This is a genomic window from Pseudomonas sp. SIMBA_041 (assembly GCF_046535095.1).
Lineage (GTDB): Bacteria > Pseudomonadota > Gammaproteobacteria > Pseudomonadales > Pseudomonadaceae > Aquipseudomonas > Aquipseudomonas mucoides.
This window is the reverse complement of record NZ_JAWRXJ010000007.1, coordinates 97870-112846: the sequence shown is the minus strand read 5'-3', so window position 1 is coordinate 112846 and position 14977 is coordinate 97870. Positions and strand designations below refer to the sequence as shown.

General features: G+C 60.9%; 14 protein-coding genes. 9 read left to right on the top strand and 5 right to left on the bottom strand.

What is annotated here, in order from left to right:
- Positions 1 to 16 precede the first annotated feature (16 nt).
- Complete coding sequence (gene pobA, locus SB725_RS18460; RefSeq protein ID WP_410922457.1) at positions 17 to 1210, bottom strand: 4-hydroxybenzoate 3-monooxygenase; 1194 nt, start codon at positions 1208 to 1210, stop codon at positions 17 to 19.
- Positions 1211 to 1389: 179 nt separating this feature from the next.
- On the opposite strand from pobA, the gene SB725_RS18455 reads away from it, so the two are divergent.
- Complete coding sequence (locus SB725_RS18455; protein WP_027922882.1) at positions 1390 to 2286, top strand: helix-turn-helix domain-containing protein; 897 nt, start codon at positions 1390 to 1392, stop codon at positions 2284 to 2286.
- 9 nt (positions 2287 to 2295) lie between these two features.
- Here SB725_RS18455 and SB725_RS18450 read toward each other — a convergent pair whose 3' ends face one another.
- Positions 2296 to 2472, bottom strand: a complete 177-nt coding sequence (locus SB725_RS18450) for a hypothetical protein (RefSeq protein ID WP_170219114.1) — start codon at positions 2470 to 2472, stop codon at positions 2296 to 2298.
- Between the two features lie 149 nt (positions 2473 to 2621).
- The gene (locus SB725_RS18445) at positions 2622 to 3527 is read right to left on the bottom strand and encodes a LysR family transcriptional regulator (protein ID WP_218186575.1); all 906 of its coding nucleotides are present in this window, start codon (positions 3525 to 3527) and stop codon (positions 2622 to 2624) included.
- A 114-nt stretch (positions 3528 to 3641) separates the two neighbouring features.
- Between SB725_RS18445 and SB725_RS18440 the strand changes: the two genes are divergently transcribed.
- Together SB725_RS18440 and SB725_RS18435 are read left to right on the top strand one after the other, a co-directional pair.
- A complete protein-coding gene (locus tag SB725_RS18440; RefSeq protein WP_059182248.1) occupies positions 3642 to 4529 on the top strand; it encodes an MBL fold metallo-hydrolase in 888 nt (295 codons plus the stop codon).
- A gap of 77 nt (positions 4530 to 4606) precedes the next feature.
- The gene (locus tag SB725_RS18435; RefSeq protein WP_410922456.1) at positions 4607 to 5221 is read left to right on the top strand and encodes an NAD(P)-dependent oxidoreductase; all 615 of its coding nucleotides are present in this window, start codon (positions 4607 to 4609) and stop codon (positions 5219 to 5221) included.
- 131 nt (positions 5222 to 5352) lie between these two features.
- Here SB725_RS18435 and SB725_RS18430 read toward each other — a convergent pair whose 3' ends face one another.
- Entirely contained in the window at positions 5353 to 6234 is an 882-nt protein-coding gene (locus tag SB725_RS18430; RefSeq protein ID WP_410922455.1) for a LysR substrate-binding domain-containing protein, read from the bottom strand.
- 161 nt (positions 6235 to 6395) lie between these two features.
- On the opposite strand from SB725_RS18430, the gene SB725_RS18425 reads away from it, so the two are divergent.
- The 6 genes from SB725_RS18425 (at position 6396) to SB725_RS18400 (ending at position 13818) form a co-directional block, all read left to right on the top strand.
- On the top strand, positions 6396 to 8033 hold the full coding sequence (locus SB725_RS18425; protein WP_410922454.1) for a 5-guanidino-2-oxopentanoate decarboxylase: 1638 nt from the start codon (positions 6396 to 6398) through the stop codon (positions 8031 to 8033).
- Positions 8030 to 9478: an aldehyde dehydrogenase family protein gene (locus SB725_RS18420; protein ID WP_410922453.1), complete on the top strand. Its 1449-nt coding sequence runs from the start codon at positions 8030 to 8032 to the stop codon at positions 9476 to 9478. Before SB725_RS18425 ends, SB725_RS18420 begins: the two co-directional genes overlap by 4 nt.
- A 217-nt stretch (positions 9479 to 9695) precedes the next feature.
- Positions 9696 to 10799 (top strand): extracellular solute-binding protein, encoded by a 1104-nt coding sequence (locus SB725_RS18415; protein ID WP_027922889.1) that lies wholly within the window; start codon positions 9696 to 9698, stop codon positions 10797 to 10799.
- A 191-nt stretch (positions 10800 to 10990) separates the two neighbouring features.
- On the top strand, positions 10991 to 11899 hold the full coding sequence (locus SB725_RS18410) for an ABC transporter permease (RefSeq protein ID WP_027922890.1): 909 nt from the start codon (positions 10991 to 10993) through the stop codon (positions 11897 to 11899).
- Positions 11896 to 12744, top strand: a complete 849-nt coding sequence (locus SB725_RS18405; protein WP_027922891.1) for an ABC transporter permease — start codon at positions 11896 to 11898, stop codon at positions 12742 to 12744. The genes SB725_RS18410 and SB725_RS18405 overlap by 4 nt, the downstream gene beginning before the upstream one ends.
- An 18-nt stretch (positions 12745 to 12762) precedes the next feature.
- Complete coding sequence (locus SB725_RS18400) at positions 12763 to 13818, top strand: ABC transporter ATP-binding protein (protein WP_027922892.1); 1056 nt, start codon at positions 12763 to 12765, stop codon at positions 13816 to 13818.
- Between the two features lie 154 nt (positions 13819 to 13972).
- On the opposite strand, the gene SB725_RS18395 is transcribed toward SB725_RS18400, so the two are convergent.
- Positions 13973 to 14902 carry an AraC family transcriptional regulator gene (locus tag SB725_RS18395; protein ID WP_027922893.1) on the bottom strand — a complete coding sequence of 310 codons (930 nt, stop codon included), beginning with the start codon at positions 14900 to 14902 and terminating at the stop codon, positions 13973 to 13975.
- Positions 14903 to 14977: the final 75 nt, after the last annotated feature.

Below are 14977 nucleotides of genomic sequence, written 5' to 3'. Positions count from 1 at the left end.
GTAAGTCGGTAGCAAGCTATTCGATAGCCTCGTACGCAAGCCCGACGTAATTTTCTGCAATGGTTTTTCGACCGGCTTCGGAGCCGACAAAGTAGTCCAGTTCCGACTCGCTGATGCGCTGGCTGAACGCGTCATGGTCGTCAAAGCGATGCAGCATAGACGTCATCCACCAGGAAAACCGCTCGGCTTTCCACACGCGGCGCAGGCAGATTTCGGAGTATTTCTCCAGCAAATCCACGCGTCCTTCCCGATAGACCTTCAACAGAATATTGAACAACGTGCTGACGTCACTGGCGGCCAGGTTCAGGCCCTTGGCGCCGGTGGGCGGGACGATGTGCGCCGCGTCGCCGACCAGGAACATGCGCCCGAATTGCATCGGTTCAACGACAAAACTGCGCAACGGCGCGATGCTTTTTTCGATGGACGGGCCGGTGACCAACGACGCTGCCAACGCTGGCGGCAGGCGCAATTTCAACTCGTCCCAGAAACGCTGATCCGACCAGTCCTGCACCTGGTCCTCGGCCGGTACCTGAAGGTAATACCGGGTGCGGGTCGCCGAGCGCATGCTGCATAAAGCAAAACCGCGCTCGTGGCGGGCGTACACCAGTTCTTCGTGCACCGGCGGCGTGTCGGCGAGGATGCCGAGCCAGCCAAACGGATAGACCCGCTCGAACACCTTGAGGCAGTCGTCGGGGATCGATTGGCGCGCCACACCGTGGAAACCGTCGCACCCGGCGATGTAGTCGCAATCGAGGCGATACGTCTCGCCATCCTTATCAAAGGTGACGAAAGGTTCTGCGCTTTTCATCCCGTGTGGCATGACGTTGACGGCGTCATAAATCGTCTGCGCGCCGGCCTCCCGACGAGCGGCCATCAGGTCACGGGTGACCTCGGTCTGGCCATACACCATCACGGTTTTGCCGCCGGTCAATGCCTGCAAATCGATGTGTACCTGACGGCCATCGAGTGCCAGTTCGAAGCCGGTGTGCACCAGGCCTTCGGCATCCATCCGCCCACCCACACCAGCCTGACGCAACAGCTCTACCATGCCTTGTTCAAGGACCCCGGCACGGATTCGCCCGAGCACATAATCTGGGCTCTGGCGTTCAAGAATGAGGGTGTCGATACCGGCGTTGTGCAGCAATTGACCGAGCAGTAAACCGGCAGGACCGGCGCCAATGATGGCGATTTGGGTTTTCAGCGTTTTCATTGTTGTCAGGACTCGCAAGCTCCACGCGACCAAGGCCGGTGAATTATTTTTATGGATCGAGTGCTTGCATTTTTCCCTTGCGAGTCTGTCAATTGAAGGTGAAAACTGAGCCGATACCTGTTCTTTCTGCCAATCGGTGCGATTATCGCCCGTAACCCCCCGAGGCCTGGATTGAAGTGATGAACAAGCCTGACCTGCCTTCGATTCCAGTGTTCAAGCTCTACGGTGAAAGCCTGGACTGGCCGACCCCCGACTTGCTGCACTGCGAAACCATTTCCAAACGCAGCCGCGAACACCAATGGGAAATCAAACCCCACCGTCACGCCGATTTGTGTCAGTTACTCTTCATCTTCAAAGGTCAGGCAGAGCTTGAGATCGAAGGTAAACGCACGCAACTGACTGAGCCGACCGTGCTGATCCTGCCGCCGTTGTCGGTGCACGGTTATCGATTTTCCGAAGACGTCGAAGGGTTTGTCTTGACCCTCGCCGCGCCGCTGATCGCCCATCTGCAAGCGCAACTGGGCAACTCGGTGAATGCGCTGGCCCAGGCTGAAAGCTACCCGGCGGGCAAGGACGGTGACTACCTCAACAGCCTGTTTTCAGCGCTGCAAGACGAATACACCGGTCACCAACCGGCGCGTGAAATGCTCATGCATTCACTGGTCAGCGTGATCATGGTCTGGGTCAGCCGGCAGGTGATCACCCGCCGCAACGCCAGCCAGCGTCCGCAGCGCGCCCGGGAATACCTCAACGGGTTTATCCAGCTGGTGGAAGAGACTTACCGTCAGCACGTCAAGGTCGAAGACCTCGCGCATCGGCTGGGGATTTCCGTGTCCCACCTCAACGGCACGTGCCGTGAACTGGCGGGGCAACCGGCGTTGCAGATTATGCACGAACGGCAATTGCTGGAGGCCAAGCGGTTGCTGACCTACACCAGCATGACCATTTATGAAATGTCCGATGTGTTGGGGTTTTCCGATCCTACAAACTTCACACGCCTGTTCCGGCGTCGCGTGGGTATTTCGCCCAAGGCGTTCCGCGACCGCTTGAAGGCCGATCAGGACAACGAGGCCTGATCCCCTGGGTCACCGCAGGGCATTGAGGGTCGCGTTGTGGGGGATGCAGCGTTCGAAGTTGCAGCTCGCAAATTCACGGGGCAGTTGCCGTGCCTGCTCGACCCGCCAGGCTGCGGTGCCATACAGCGCCAGCGTCACCGCGCAGGTGATGAAAATGGTGAGGTACCTTCTTGTTTTGATGTTCATGGCGTGGACCTCTGAACGAAATACCCTTGGGTATTACTTTGAGCATAGGTCAGCGCGGGTGAGTTGCCACTAAAGCTGCATCGTACGTACCCCGATATTCAGAACACTGATGTGCCTACTGTGGGAGCGAGCTCAAAGGTTGCGGCGAGTTACAGGCCGATATCCCACGCTGGTTCTTCGGGAAATCTGAGCACCAGGAAATCCAGCAGGCTGCGCAACGCCGCTGGCATGTGTTTGCGTGACGCATACACCGCATAAATATTCATCTGCCGGGGCTCGGCCTCGGGCAACAGGCGGATCAGTTCGCCGCTGTGAATATGCACACCGGCCTGATAACTCGGCAGCATCGCCACCCCGGCGCCGGCGATGGTTACGCGCAGCAAAGTGCTGGCTTCGTTGGCGCTGATGTTGCCTTGCACCGTCACCGAGACCGGCTCGCCGTCCTCCTCGAAATGCCAAAGGCTTTTGCCGAAGTAGGAATGGGTCAGGCAATTGTGCTGGCTCAGGTCCTCGACCCGCTGCGGCGCTGGATGTTCGCGCAGGTAGCCCGGGGAGGCGCAGATCACCGAGCGGCAGACCGTCAGCCGTCGGGCGATCAGGTTCGGGTCCAGGTCGTTGCTGGTGCGGATCGCCAGATCGATGCGCTCATCCACCAGGTTCACGGTGCGGTCGAGCATCTGCAGGTCGATGCTGACGCCAGGGTAACGTTTGACGTAGGCCGCCATGGCGTCCGCCAGTTGCGCCTGGCCAAACGAAGTGCTGACACTGATGCGCAGCAACCCACGCGGTGCATCGTCCGGCTCGCTCACGGCGGCTTGCATGTCGGTGGACAAGTCGAGCATCTGCCGACAGCGGGGCAGCATCTCGGCGCCGGCGGCGGTCAGGCTCAATTTGCGGGTGGTGCGGTGCATCAACCGGGCACCGACCCAGTCCTCCAGTTCCGCCAGATAACGTGAAACCACCGGCCGTGACAGGTCCAGATGATCGGCGGCGGCCGACTGGCTGCCGAGGTCGACCACCGTGACGAATACGCGCATTGCTTGAAGACGATCCATGATTTGCCCGCTTTCAGAAACAAACTATGTTCAAGCATCGCATTTTTTGTACTGAGTCATGCAACTAAGCTCCCTCCCATCGCCAAGCATGGCATTCGGATTACGGAGCAACAGATGATCGGTTTCACCACCCTCAAGCGTATTTTGCTGGCCACCGCCGCTCTCGGCTTCGCGGCCCATGCAGCGGCGGCCTCGACCCTGACCCTGGATGTCTACAACCCCGGCGACAAGGCGATCTTCCCGGTGACGTCGGTGCTGGTCAGCGGTGAGAAAGAAGCGATTCTGGTGGATGCGCAGTTCGGCAAATCCCAAGCCGAGCAGGTGGTCGAGAAAATCCGCGCCAGCGGCAAGCAACTGACCACCATCTACATCAGCCATGGCGACCCGGATTATTACTTCGGCCTCGACACCCTGACCGCCGCGTTCCCCAACGCCAAAGTGCTGGCTTCGCAGCCAACCGTGGACCACATCAAGCACACCGTCGACGGCAAACTGGCGTTCTGGGGCCCGAAAATGGGCGCTGACGTACCGGCGAAAACCATCGTGCCCGGCGTGCTCAAGGGCGACAGCCTGATACTGGAAGGGCAGAAATTGCAGGTGGTGGGGCTGGACAGCAAGCAGCCGGACCGCACCTTCGTCTGGATTCCATCGATCAAAGCGGTTGTCGGTGGGGTGGTTGTGGCAGAAAACATCCATGTCTGGATGGCCGACACGCAAACCCCGCAGTCCCACGCCGATTGGTTGACGACGCTGCACGCCATCGAAACCTTGAAACCGAACACCATCGTGCCGGGTCATTACCTCGGTGACAGCGCCCGCTCCCTGGCGGCCGTGCGGTTCACGGCTGAATACATCAAGGCGTTCGACGAAGAAACCGCCAAGGCCAAGGATTCCGCCGCACTGATCGCCGCGATGAAAAAACGCTTCCCGACGCTGGGCGAAGAAAGCTCGCTGGAGCTGAGCGCCAAAGTCGCCAAGGGCGAGATGAAGTGGGGCGAATGACCGGACACCTGTGAATGATCGTTCCCACGCAGAGTGGGAACGATCAACATCTACATCCAAGCCAACTGGAGAACGTCATGAGCAAAATCGCAATCATCGGGGCCACTGGCCGTGCCGGCAGCCAATTGCTGGAAGAAGCCCTGCGTCGTGGTCATAGCGTCACCGCCATTGCCCGCGACACGTCGAAGATCGGTCAGCGTGCCGGTGTGGTCAGCAAGCATGTCGATGCCCTTGATGGCGCAGCGTTGCAAGCCGCTGTGGCGGGTCATGACGTGGTCATCAGCGCCGCGCATTTCTCGACGCTGCCCGCCGCGGCGGTGATCGGGCCGGTGAAAAAGGCCGGGGTGAAACGTCTGCTGGTGGTGGGCGGTGCCGGTTCGTTGTTGTTGCCGGGCGGAACTCGCGTGATCGACAGCGAGGGCTTTCCCGATGCGTACAAAGCCGAGGCGGGTGCCGGGGCGTTGTTCCTTGAGAACCTGCGACAGGAAAAGGACCTGGACTGGACCTTCTTGTCACCGTCGGCGGAGTTTGTCGAAGGGGAACGCACGGGGGTGTTCCGGATCGGCCAGGATGATTTGCTGGTGAGCCGTGAAGGGCGCAGCTGGATCACGTTTGCCGACTATGCGATTGCGATGATCGATGAAGTGGAAGTGCCGAAGCACTACCGCCAGCGGTTCACAGTAGGCTACTGAGATCACCGATCCCCTGTAGGAGTGAGCCTGCTCGCGATAGCGGTTGATCATTCAACAGTGATGTCGACTGACCCAACGCCATCGCGAGCAGGCTCACTCCTACAAGGGGATTGCAGCAAGATTTTAGGCTTTCACCGCGCTTGAGCCTGCTCCACCAACCACACCAACAATTCCTGCAACTTCGGCGAAGGTGCGGGCTTGTGCGGCAAAACCAGGTAATACGCCAACCCCGTTTTCACCTTCAACTCAAACGGCATCACCAGTCGCCCGGCGCTCAAGTCATCGCCAATCAACGACCAGTCGCCAATCGCTACCCCCGTCCCCTGTGAGGCCATCGACATCGCCAGGTCCAGGGTTTCGAAGTGCTGACCCTTGCTGACATTGTTCAGTCGCACATTGGCCGTGGCCAGCCAGGCTTTCCAGTCACGCTCATCACGGGTGGGGTGCAGCAGCATGTGCCGCTGAAGGTCTTCCGGGGTCTGCAACGGCACCGGGCCTTCAAGCAGCGGTTTGGAACAGACCGGCGTCAATATTTCTTCAAACAGGCGTTGCGAGGCCAACGTGCTGTCCGATGGCACGCCGTACATCACCGCCGCATCGAACTGCTCACGATGAAAATCCACGCCGTGCTTGACCGTGGTGGTCAGTTCCACCGGCACGTCCGGCCGCTCCCGTTGCCACTGCAAAAGACGCGGCAACAGCCAGCGCATCACGCAGGTCGGCGCCTTGAGTTGCAGGGTTTCGCGCTTCTCGCCGATCTGTTCAACGGCCTCATCGATCAGGCCGAAAATCTGCTGCACCCGTGGCAGCCATTCCCGTCCTTCGGCCGTCAGATCGAGGCCGCGAGCCTGGCGGATGAACAGTTCATAACCGAGGTGATCTTCGAGCCCGGCGATCTGCCGGCTTACCGCGCCTTGGGTGATGTGCAGCTGTTCGGCGGCCCGGGTGAAGTTGCAGCACTGCGCGGTAATCAGAAAAGTGTGCAGCGCCGGCAGGGGAGGCAGTCGTTTCATTGGGATCCAAGGTATGACGTGAGGACATGGCTAGTATGACTTTTTATCCATTGTTGCGGCTACGTGTCGCCCGTTCCAATGAGGCCATCCCTGGACCTGCCCACTCATCATAAACACTGCGCAGGCCCGGCGTCTCAAACGAACAAGAAGGGCAAAACACAATGGCGACGTGCGGCGAAGTATTGGTCAAGTTACTCGAAGATTACGGGGTTGAGCAGGTGTTCGGCATTCCCGGGGTTCATACCGTGGAGCTGTATCGCGGGCTGGCCCGTTCGAGCATCAACCACGTCACTCCGCGTCACGAACAGGGCGCCGGTTTCATGGCCGACGGTTATGCCCGCACCAGCGGCAAACCGGGTGTGTGCTTCATCATCACCGGCCCTGGCATGACCAACATCACCACCGCGATGGGCCAGGCGTACGCCGATTCGATCCCGATGCTGGTGATCTCCAGCGTGCAATCGCGCAGCCAGTTGGGCGGCGGTCGCGGCAAGCTGCATGAACTGCCGAACCAGGGCGCGTTGGTCGCCGGTGTGGCGGCGTTCTCCCACACCCTGATGTCGGCGTCCGAGTTGCCGGGCGTGCTGGCCCGTGCCTTTGCGCTGTTCCAGGCTGGCCGTCCGCGTCCGGTGCACATCGAAATTCCGTTGGACGTGCTGGTTGAAGAAGCCGATGACCTGCTGACCAGCGTACCGGTGAACATTGACCGCGCCGGTGCATCGCCGACCGCCGTCTCGCGCATGACCGAATTGCTGGCCGGCGCCAAGCGCCCGCTGATTCTCGCCGGTGGCGGTGCCATCGATGCGGCTGCCGAACTGACTGAACTGGCCGAACTGCTGGACGCGCCGGTGGCCCTGACCATCAACGCCAAAGGCATGCTCGAATCCAGTCACCCGTTGCTGATCGGTTCGACCCAGAGCCTGGTCGCGACTCGCGCACTGGTGGCCGAAGCCGACGTGGTCCTGGCCATCGGCACCGAACTGGCCGAGACCGACTACGACGTCACCTTCGCCGGTGGTTTCGAGATTCCTGGCCAGTTGCTGCGCGTGGACATCGACCCGGACCAGACCGTGCGCAACTATCCGCCGCACGTGGCGCTGGTGTCCGACTCGCGCAACGCTGCTCAGGCATTGCTGAGCGCGCTGTCCCACAAGTCCCTGGCCGAGCGCGCCAATGATTGGGGTCACGTGCGTGCCTCCCGTTTGCGTGAGGCACTCGCCGAGAGCTGGGATGCCCCGACCCTGGCGCAAACACGCTTTCTCGAAACCGTCCTGCACGAGCTGCCAGACGCGGTATTCGTCGGCGATTCGACCCAGCCTGTGTACACCGGCAACCTGACCTTCAACCCCGAGCGCCCGCGTCGCTGGTTCAACTCGTCCACCGGTTACGGCACCTTGGGTTACGCCCTCCCGGCGGCGATTGGCGCCTGGCTCGGCGGCAGCGTCGAAGGCGGTTCGCGTCCTCCGGTGGTGTGCCTGATCGGCGACGGCGGCCTGCAATTCACCCTGCCGGAACTGGCCAGTGCCGTTGAAGCGCGCACCCCGGTGATCGTGCTGCTGTGGAATAACCAGGGCTACGAAGAGATCAAGAAATACATGGTCAACCGCGCCATCGAGCCGGTCGGCGTGGACATCTACACCCCGGACTTCATCGGTGTGGCCAAGGCCTTGGGCTGCGCGGCGGAAGCCATCAGCGGTGTCGAGCAACTGCGCACAGCACTGCGTGCCGCGGCGGATCGCCAAGGCCCGACCCTGATTGAAATCGATCAGACCCAGTGGATGAAGGCGGTGTCGAAATGAGTTTTCCAACCACGCTCGACGGTCTGTTCATCAATGGCCAATGGTCGGCCGGCCACGAACACTTGCGTGTGATCAACCCGGCGACCGAAGCCTTGTTGACCACGGTCAATGGCGGCGATGCACAGTCTGTCGATCAGGCGGTGAGCGCGGCCACCCACGCCTTCGCCGCCTGGTCGAAAACCACCGGAGCCGAGCGCGGCGCGATCCTGCGCAATATCGCCGCAGGCGTGCAGGCCGGTCGCGAACAGTTGATGCATTTGCAGTCGAGCAACAACGGCAAGCCATTGTTCGAAGCGGCCATCGACGTCGACGACGTGATCGCGACGTTTGAGTATTACGCCGGTCTGGCCGAAGGCCTCGACGCTAAACAAGACAGCGCCGTTGAATTGCCGAGCGACGATTTCAGCGCGCGTCTGCGCCGCGAGCCGGCCGGTGTGGTCGGCCTGATCGTGCCGTGGAATTTCCCGATGGTCACCACCGCGTGGAAACTCGCCCCGGCCCTGGCCGCCGGTTGCTGCGTAGTGCTCAAGCCTTCGGAAGTGACACCGCTGCCGGAGCTGGAACTGGCGTCGATCATCGCTAAAGCCGGGTTGCCGGCCGGCGTTTTCAACCTGGTGTGCGGCACCGGTCTGGCCGTTGGCGCGCCACTGTCGGTTGATCCGCGCATCGCCAAGATTTCTTTCACCGGCAGCAACGCGGTGGGCGTGCAAGTCATGCAGCGTGCGGCGGAAACCGTCAAAGGCGTGAGCCTGGAACTGGGTGGCAAATCGTCGTTGCTGGTGCTGGCCGATGCCGACCTCGACCTGGCGGTGGAAGTGGCCTGTGGCGGTGGTTTCTTCAACGCCGGGCAAATGTGTTCCGCCACCAGCCGTGTGCTGGTCGCCGATGAACTGGCCGATGAATTCCTGCTGCGCCTGAAGGCGCGCGCCGAAGCCATTCGCGTGGCCGACCCGTTCGACCCGGCGGTGGAGATGGGTGCTCTGGTCAATCAGGCGCAATACCAGCGTGTGCTCGGCCACATCGATCGTGGTTTGAGCGCCGGCGCCAAGCTGATCTGTGGTGGCAATCGTCCGGCCGACCTGCCGCGCGGTTATTTTTTGCAGCCGACCATTTTCACTGAAGTGCCCCTCGACAGTGCGCTGTGGTGTGAAGAGATTTTCGGCCCGGTGATCTGCGTACGCAGTTTTGCCTCCGAAGCCGAGGCGATTGCCCTGGCCAACGACAGCCAGTTCGGTCTGGTGGCCAGCGTGGTCACGAGTAATGTCGAGGCCGCTGATAGGGTCGCCAACGCTTTGCAGGCGGGCCTTGTGTGGATCAACGCGCCGCAGGTGATCTTTCCGCAAACCGCCTGGGGCGGCTACAAGCAGAGCAGCATCGGCCGCGAGTTGGGGCCGTGGGGCTTGCAGGCGTTCCAGGAAATCAAACACGTGATTCGGGCGGTCTGACGGCACGAAAAAGGTCAGCGCATGCCTCGAAAGGAGGCATGCGCTGGCGTCATGGCTTCGATGAGTTTTTATCGATAGTCAGGTGTTTTACACGACCTCAGGATGAACTTGCCGGTTCAGCCAAACCCCCGAAAATACGGGGGCTAATGCAGATCCGGTCGCGCGGATGCAACAGTTTCGACCTGCCTTATACCTACAAAAACAAAGGGAGTCCGTAATGGGCGAACATGATCTGAACAGACGTCAATTCATCAAGACCGTAGGCGTAGCCTCGGTGGCAGCGGCCGCCATGAGCATGCCGTTCATGAAGGCCAATGCCAGCGACACACGCTTTGCGGGCAAGACCCTGCGTTTGCTGACCTGGTCCGATGACACTGGCCTGGCAGCCCTGCGCAACATCGCCGCGACCTTCGAAGACAAGTACGGCTGCAAAGTCATCGCTGACCGCACCGGCAGCACCTCGGAAATGGTCGCCAAACTCAAGGCCGGCGGTGATCGTCCGCAGTACGACATCATCACCCTCGCCGGCGTCGGCGCCGAAGGTCTGGCCGCCGCCAACCTGCTGGAAAAACCCGACCTCAACCGCATCCCGAACCTGGTCGATGTCCCGGAAAAATACCGCACCGGCGCCAATGGCCACGGCATCGGTTACCTGCTCTGGTGCAACAGCCTGGTCTACAGCACCCGCACCCAGAAAGAAGCGCCAACCAGCTACGCCTCCCTGTGGGATGCCGACGCTGCGCCAAACATCTTCCTGCCGCCGCCGAACTGGACCGAGGCCATGGACCTGATCATCATCGCCGCCAAACTGGCCGGTGGTGACGAGCACAACATTGAGCCGGGCTTCAAGAAACTCGCCGAGCTGAAAGATCGCGTGGTCACCCTGGGTGAAAACCCGAACCAGATCGCCGAGCTGTTCCGCACCGGTTCGCTGGACATGGGCGGCCTGTACGCACCGGCATTCTTCCCGAAACAGATCCGCGACCCGGCCTACGGCCTGAGCGCAACCTTTGGCATGAAGGAAGGTTTCTACACCGACTTGATGCAATCGGTGATGCCGAAGAACCGTCCGGGCGACACCGACATGGCGTACGCCTTCATCAACCACTCTCTGGACCCGCTGGTGCAGGGCAAGATGGCTGAAGACATCTACAACGGCCCGGTCAACGCCAAGGCGATCATCTCCGCCGAAGCGCGCAAGAGCCCGTACATCCTCACGCCAGAGCAGATTGCCGAGAAGGCGATCATGCACGACAACGCCTTCCTGGCCACCGTGCATGACCAATGGATTCGTCGCTACACGGAAATCTTTTCTTCCTGATTGAGTGACAAACACACGTTTTTAGAACACTGCAAAACACTGTGGGAGCGGGCTTGCCCGCGATGACGGCCTCCCTGTCGATATTGATGTGACTGACAGATCGCTATCGCGGGCAAGCCCGCTCCCACAGGGTTCGTGGTGGTTTTGAAAGGTGTGTTGGTCAGCTGCTTTCCATTGACGAGACCCTTGCTATGGAACACCAACCTTTGACTCATCCGGTAAGCATCGCCCCCGAGCGTGCCCGTCGGGGTGTTTCGCCAACGACCCGCGCCTGGTTTTTCCTGTCGCCGTCGATGCTGTTTCTGGGTGTGCTGATCGCCGCCAGCCTGCTGGTCCTGCGCATGAGCGTGGGCACCAAAGGCGCGGAATGGACCGGGTTCAGCCTGGCCAGTTACGCCCAATTGCTGGAACCGTATTACCTCAAATCCTTGCTGCTGACCCTGCGTCTGGCACTGATCAGCGCAGCGATCGCTGTGGTCCTGGCGATCCCGGTGGCCTACACCATGTCGCGCCTGACCTCACCGTTCGTGCGCCGGGTGTTCCTCGCCGCGGTGCTATTGCCATTGCTGGTCAACCTGCTGCTGCAAAGCTACGGCTGGCTGGTGATCCTCGGTCCGGGCGGCATGCTCAATCAGGCGTTGATGGGCCTCGGTCTGATCAAGCGTCCGATCATGCTGCTCTACAACCAGAACGGCGTGCTGATGGGCCTGGTGCAAACCGCGTTCCCGCTCGCTGTGTTGCCAATCGCCAGCGCCATGCGCGGCGTCGCCCGTACTTACGAAGAAGCCGCTGCGACCCTGGGCGCCAGTCGCTTCCAGGTGTTCCGCCAGGTGGTGTTGCCGATGAGCATGCCGGGGATCATCACCGGCGCGACGTTGGTGTTCGCCTACAACGCCAGCAGTTTCGTGGTGCCGTTGCTGCTCGGTGGTCGACGCGTGCCGATGCTGGCGGTGATGGTCCATGACCAGATCGCCCCGCTGATGAACTGGCCCGCCGCGTCCGCCGCCGGTGTGGTGCTGATCGTCACCACGCTCGCGATCATGACCTTGTCCGAATACATCACTGGCCGCCGTCGGCGCATGCTGGAGGCTTCGCAATGAGTACCCTGACCAAGAAACGTTACGGGCTGCTGCCGGGCGAAACCGGCAAGTTTGCCGGCATCCTCTCCGGCTTCATCCTGCTGCTGGCGGTGTTGCCGATCCTGACCATGATCGTGATGTCGTTCAGCGGCTCGTCGAACCTCGACTTCCCGCCGAGCAGCTACAGCCTGCAATGGTACAAAGCGGCCTGGCACACCTTCGTCTCGCCGGACGCCAGTGACGTGCTGAGCCTGGGCAAAGCCATGACCACCAGCCTGATGGTTGCGTGCCTGACCATGGTTTTCGCCACGATCATCGCCGTGCCGGCGTCTTACGCGCTGACCCGTTGCGAGTTCCGCGGCAAGGCCGTGGCGCTGCAACTGATGTCGTTGCCGCTGGTGTTTCCAATGGTGGTGTTGGGCCTGGCGTTGCTGCTGGTGTTCGACAGCCTGCCGTTCCAGATGACCACCTCGCGGCTGGTGATTGCCCACGTGATTCTGGCGTTGCCGTTCGTGGTGAAAAACTGCACTGCGGCGATGCTGTCCATCGGCAGCGAAGTCGAGGAGGCCGCGCAAATGCTCGGTGCTTCGCCGACCCGAGCGATTGTCGATGTGGTGGTGCCGTTGATGAAGTCGGGGATCCTGGCGGGGATGCTGCTGGCGTTCATCGTCTCGTTCAACGAATTCACCGTGACCTATTTCCTCTACACCATCGACGTCATGACCGTGCCGATCTGGATGTACAGCCGCACCGTGTCTTCGCTCGACCCTACCGTTTTCTCGTTTGCCGTGCTGATCGTGCTGATCGACTTCGTCCTGATCTGGGCGCTGGAGAAGCTGGTTGGTGAAGGTGGCGTTTCGTTCTGATTTCTTGAGGTGATTCACATGTCTGGTCTGATTCTGGAAAACGTCGAGAAACACTACGGCTCGGCCTGCGCGGTAAAGGATGTAAACCTGCATTTGCCCGAGGGCAAGCTGGTGTGTTTTCTCGGCCCGTCGGGCTGCGGTAAAACCACGCTGCTGCGCATGATCGCCGGCCTCGAAACCCTCACCGGCGGCGAGATTCGCCTGGACGGTGAAGACATCGGCCACACCCCGGCGCATCTACGTAATTTCGGCATGGTGTTTCAATCCCTGGCCTTGTTCCCGCACATGACCGTGGGCGAGAACATCGCCTATCCGCTGAAACTGCGTGGCGTCAGCAAGGCTGATCAGCAGGCGCGTGTGGTGGAGTTGCTGGAGCTGATTCAGCTGCAGGAAATGATTGATCGCCCGGTGGCCAAACTCTCCGGCGGTCAGCGTCAGCGCGTGGCGATTGCCCGGGCGATTGCTTCGCGACCAAAAATCCTCCTGCTGGATGAGCCGCTGTCGGCGCTGGACGCCAAGCTGCGCGAGTCGATGCAGGTGGAAATCCGTCAGCTGCAACAACGCCTGAACATCACCACGATCATGGTGACCCACGATCAGCGTGAAGCCATGACCATGGCCGATATCGTCGTGGTCCTGGGCGAGCACCGCGTGCAGCAAGTCGGCACGCCGATTGAAATCTACCGCCACCCGGCCAACGAATTTGTCGCGGACTTTATCGGTTCCGGCAACATCTTCCCGGCCACGGCGTTGGGCAATGGCAAGGTCGGTCTGCCGGGGGGCGATGCACTGGACGTGCCGATCTGCAGCAGCATTGTGGTCGGCGAGAAAGTGAAGATGCTGATTCGCCCGGAAGACCTGCAACTGTCGCACCCGCAGGCGACGGCGGGGAATCGTTTGCTGGGTACGGTGACGTTCGTGCGTGATATCGGCGCGACGATTGAAACCACCGTGGAGTGTTCCGGGGTGTCGTTTACCGCGCTGAGCACACCGTGCCAGGGGTTCGGGTTGAGCATTGGCAACCCGGTGTCGGTGACGTTGCCGGCTGAGGCTTGCCGCGTACTCGGTGCCTGATTCAGGATTGATGCCAGCCTTGCTGGCCTCTTCGCGGGCAAGCCCGCTCCCACAGTGATCGTCGGTGTTCACGCCATTTTGTGACTGCCAATAATTCCCTGTGGGAGCGGGCTTGCCCGCGATGGGGCCATCCGCCACACCAGAAAACTCTGGATCAGACACTCAACCGCAACCGCGCCAAATCCCGCAACGGCGGCGCCCCAAACAACCGACTGTATTCACGGCTGAACTGCGAAGGGCTTTCATACCCCACCCGATACCCCGCCGCCGAAGCCTCCAACCCTTCCGCCAGCATCAACCGCCGCGCTTCCTGCAACCGCAACTGCTTCTGATACTGCAACGGACTCATCGCCGTCATCGCCTTGAACCGGTGATGCAACGTCGACACGCTCAGGTTCACCTCTTTCGCCAAATCATCAATGCGCAGCGGCTGCTCATAGTTGCCGTTCAGCCACTGGATCGCCTGGCTGATGCGATGGCTCTGGCTATTGGCGATCGCGATCTCATACAGCCGATGCCCCTGCGGGCTGCGCAACAACCGATAAAGAATCTCCCGACGAATCAACGGCGCGAGCATGGCGATGTCTTTCGGGGTGTCGAGCAAACGTGCCAGACGCAGTACGGCATCGAGCATGGCGCTGTCGACCCGCTCGACATACAGGCCACGACCGGTGGGGCGGGTCGGCACACCTAAAGGTCCGGCATCGGCAATCAGCGCGCTGATTTCCGCTGGGTCGATGTCCAGCCGCACCGAGAGAATCGGTTCTTCCGAGGTGACATTGACGATCCTGCCGCTCAGGGGCATCGAGACCGAGACCACCAGGTAGTGCAGCGGGTCGTAATTGAAGTATTCGTCCGCCAGCCGCACCTCTTTGCGCCCCTGCGCCATGATGCACAACGCCGGTTGCGCCAGCACCGGTGCAAAGTCGTGGGACTTGCTGTGTTTGGCCATGAACAACGAGCCGACGGCGGTCTCATAATTGCCATCATCGGTTGTATAGCGACGGATGATCGCGGCCAGTTCCGCGCGCTGTTTCTCCATCTCGGCATCCAGCGGGGCTTGAAAATGATCGAGCGACGACATGCAAGGCATCCTCGGTGGGGCGTGGATAATGGGCTCAGCTTATGTTTGTGCAAGACGAAGCGGTAGACACATCCT

Bases quoted from the DNA above. Each gene is read 5' to 3' on its own strand.
- SB725_RS18405 (WP_027922891.1), top strand. From the start codon at position 11,896: ATGAGTACCCTGACCAAGAAACGTTACGGGCTGCTGCCGGGCGAAACC.
- SB725_RS18450 (WP_170219114.1), bottom strand. From the start codon at position 2,472: ATGAACATCAAAACAAGAAGGTACCTCACCATTTTCATCACCTGCGCG.
- SB725_RS18430 (WP_410922455.1), bottom strand. From the start codon at position 6,234: ATGAAACGACTGCCTCCCCTGCCGGCGCTGCACACTTTTCTGATTACC.
- SB725_RS18425 (WP_410922454.1), top strand. From the start codon at position 6,396: ATGGCGACGTGCGGCGAAGTATTGGTCAAGTTACTCGAAGATTACGGG.
- SB725_RS18415 (WP_027922889.1), top strand. From the start codon at position 9,696: ATGGGCGAACATGATCTGAACAGACGTCAATTCATCAAGACCGTAGGC.
- SB725_RS18455 (WP_027922882.1), top strand. From the start codon at position 1,390: ATGAACAAGCCTGACCTGCCTTCGATTCCAGTGTTCAAGCTCTACGGT.
- SB725_RS18435 (WP_410922456.1), top strand. From the start codon at position 4,607: ATGAGCAAAATCGCAATCATCGGGGCCACTGGCCGTGCCGGCAGCCAA.
- pobA (WP_410922457.1), bottom strand. From the start codon at position 1,210: ATGAAAACGCTGAAAACCCAAATCGCCATCATTGGCGCCGGTCCTGCC.
- SB725_RS18400 (WP_027922892.1), top strand. From the start codon at position 12,763: ATGTCTGGTCTGATTCTGGAAAACGTCGAGAAACACTACGGCTCGGCC.
- SB725_RS18445 (WP_218186575.1), bottom strand. From the start codon at position 3,527: ATGGATCGTCTTCAAGCAATGCGCGTATTCGTCACGGTGGTCGACCTC.
- SB725_RS18420 (WP_410922453.1), top strand. From the start codon at position 8,030: ATGAGTTTTCCAACCACGCTCGACGGTCTGTTCATCAATGGCCAATGG.
- SB725_RS18440 (WP_059182248.1), top strand. From the start codon at position 3,642: ATGATCGGTTTCACCACCCTCAAGCGTATTTTGCTGGCCACCGCCGCT.
- SB725_RS18410 (WP_027922890.1), top strand. From the start codon at position 10,991: ATGGAACACCAACCTTTGACTCATCCGGTAAGCATCGCCCCCGAGCGT.
- SB725_RS18395 (WP_027922893.1), bottom strand. From the start codon at position 14,902: ATGTCGTCGCTCGATCATTTTCAAGCCCCGCTGGATGCCGAGATGGAG.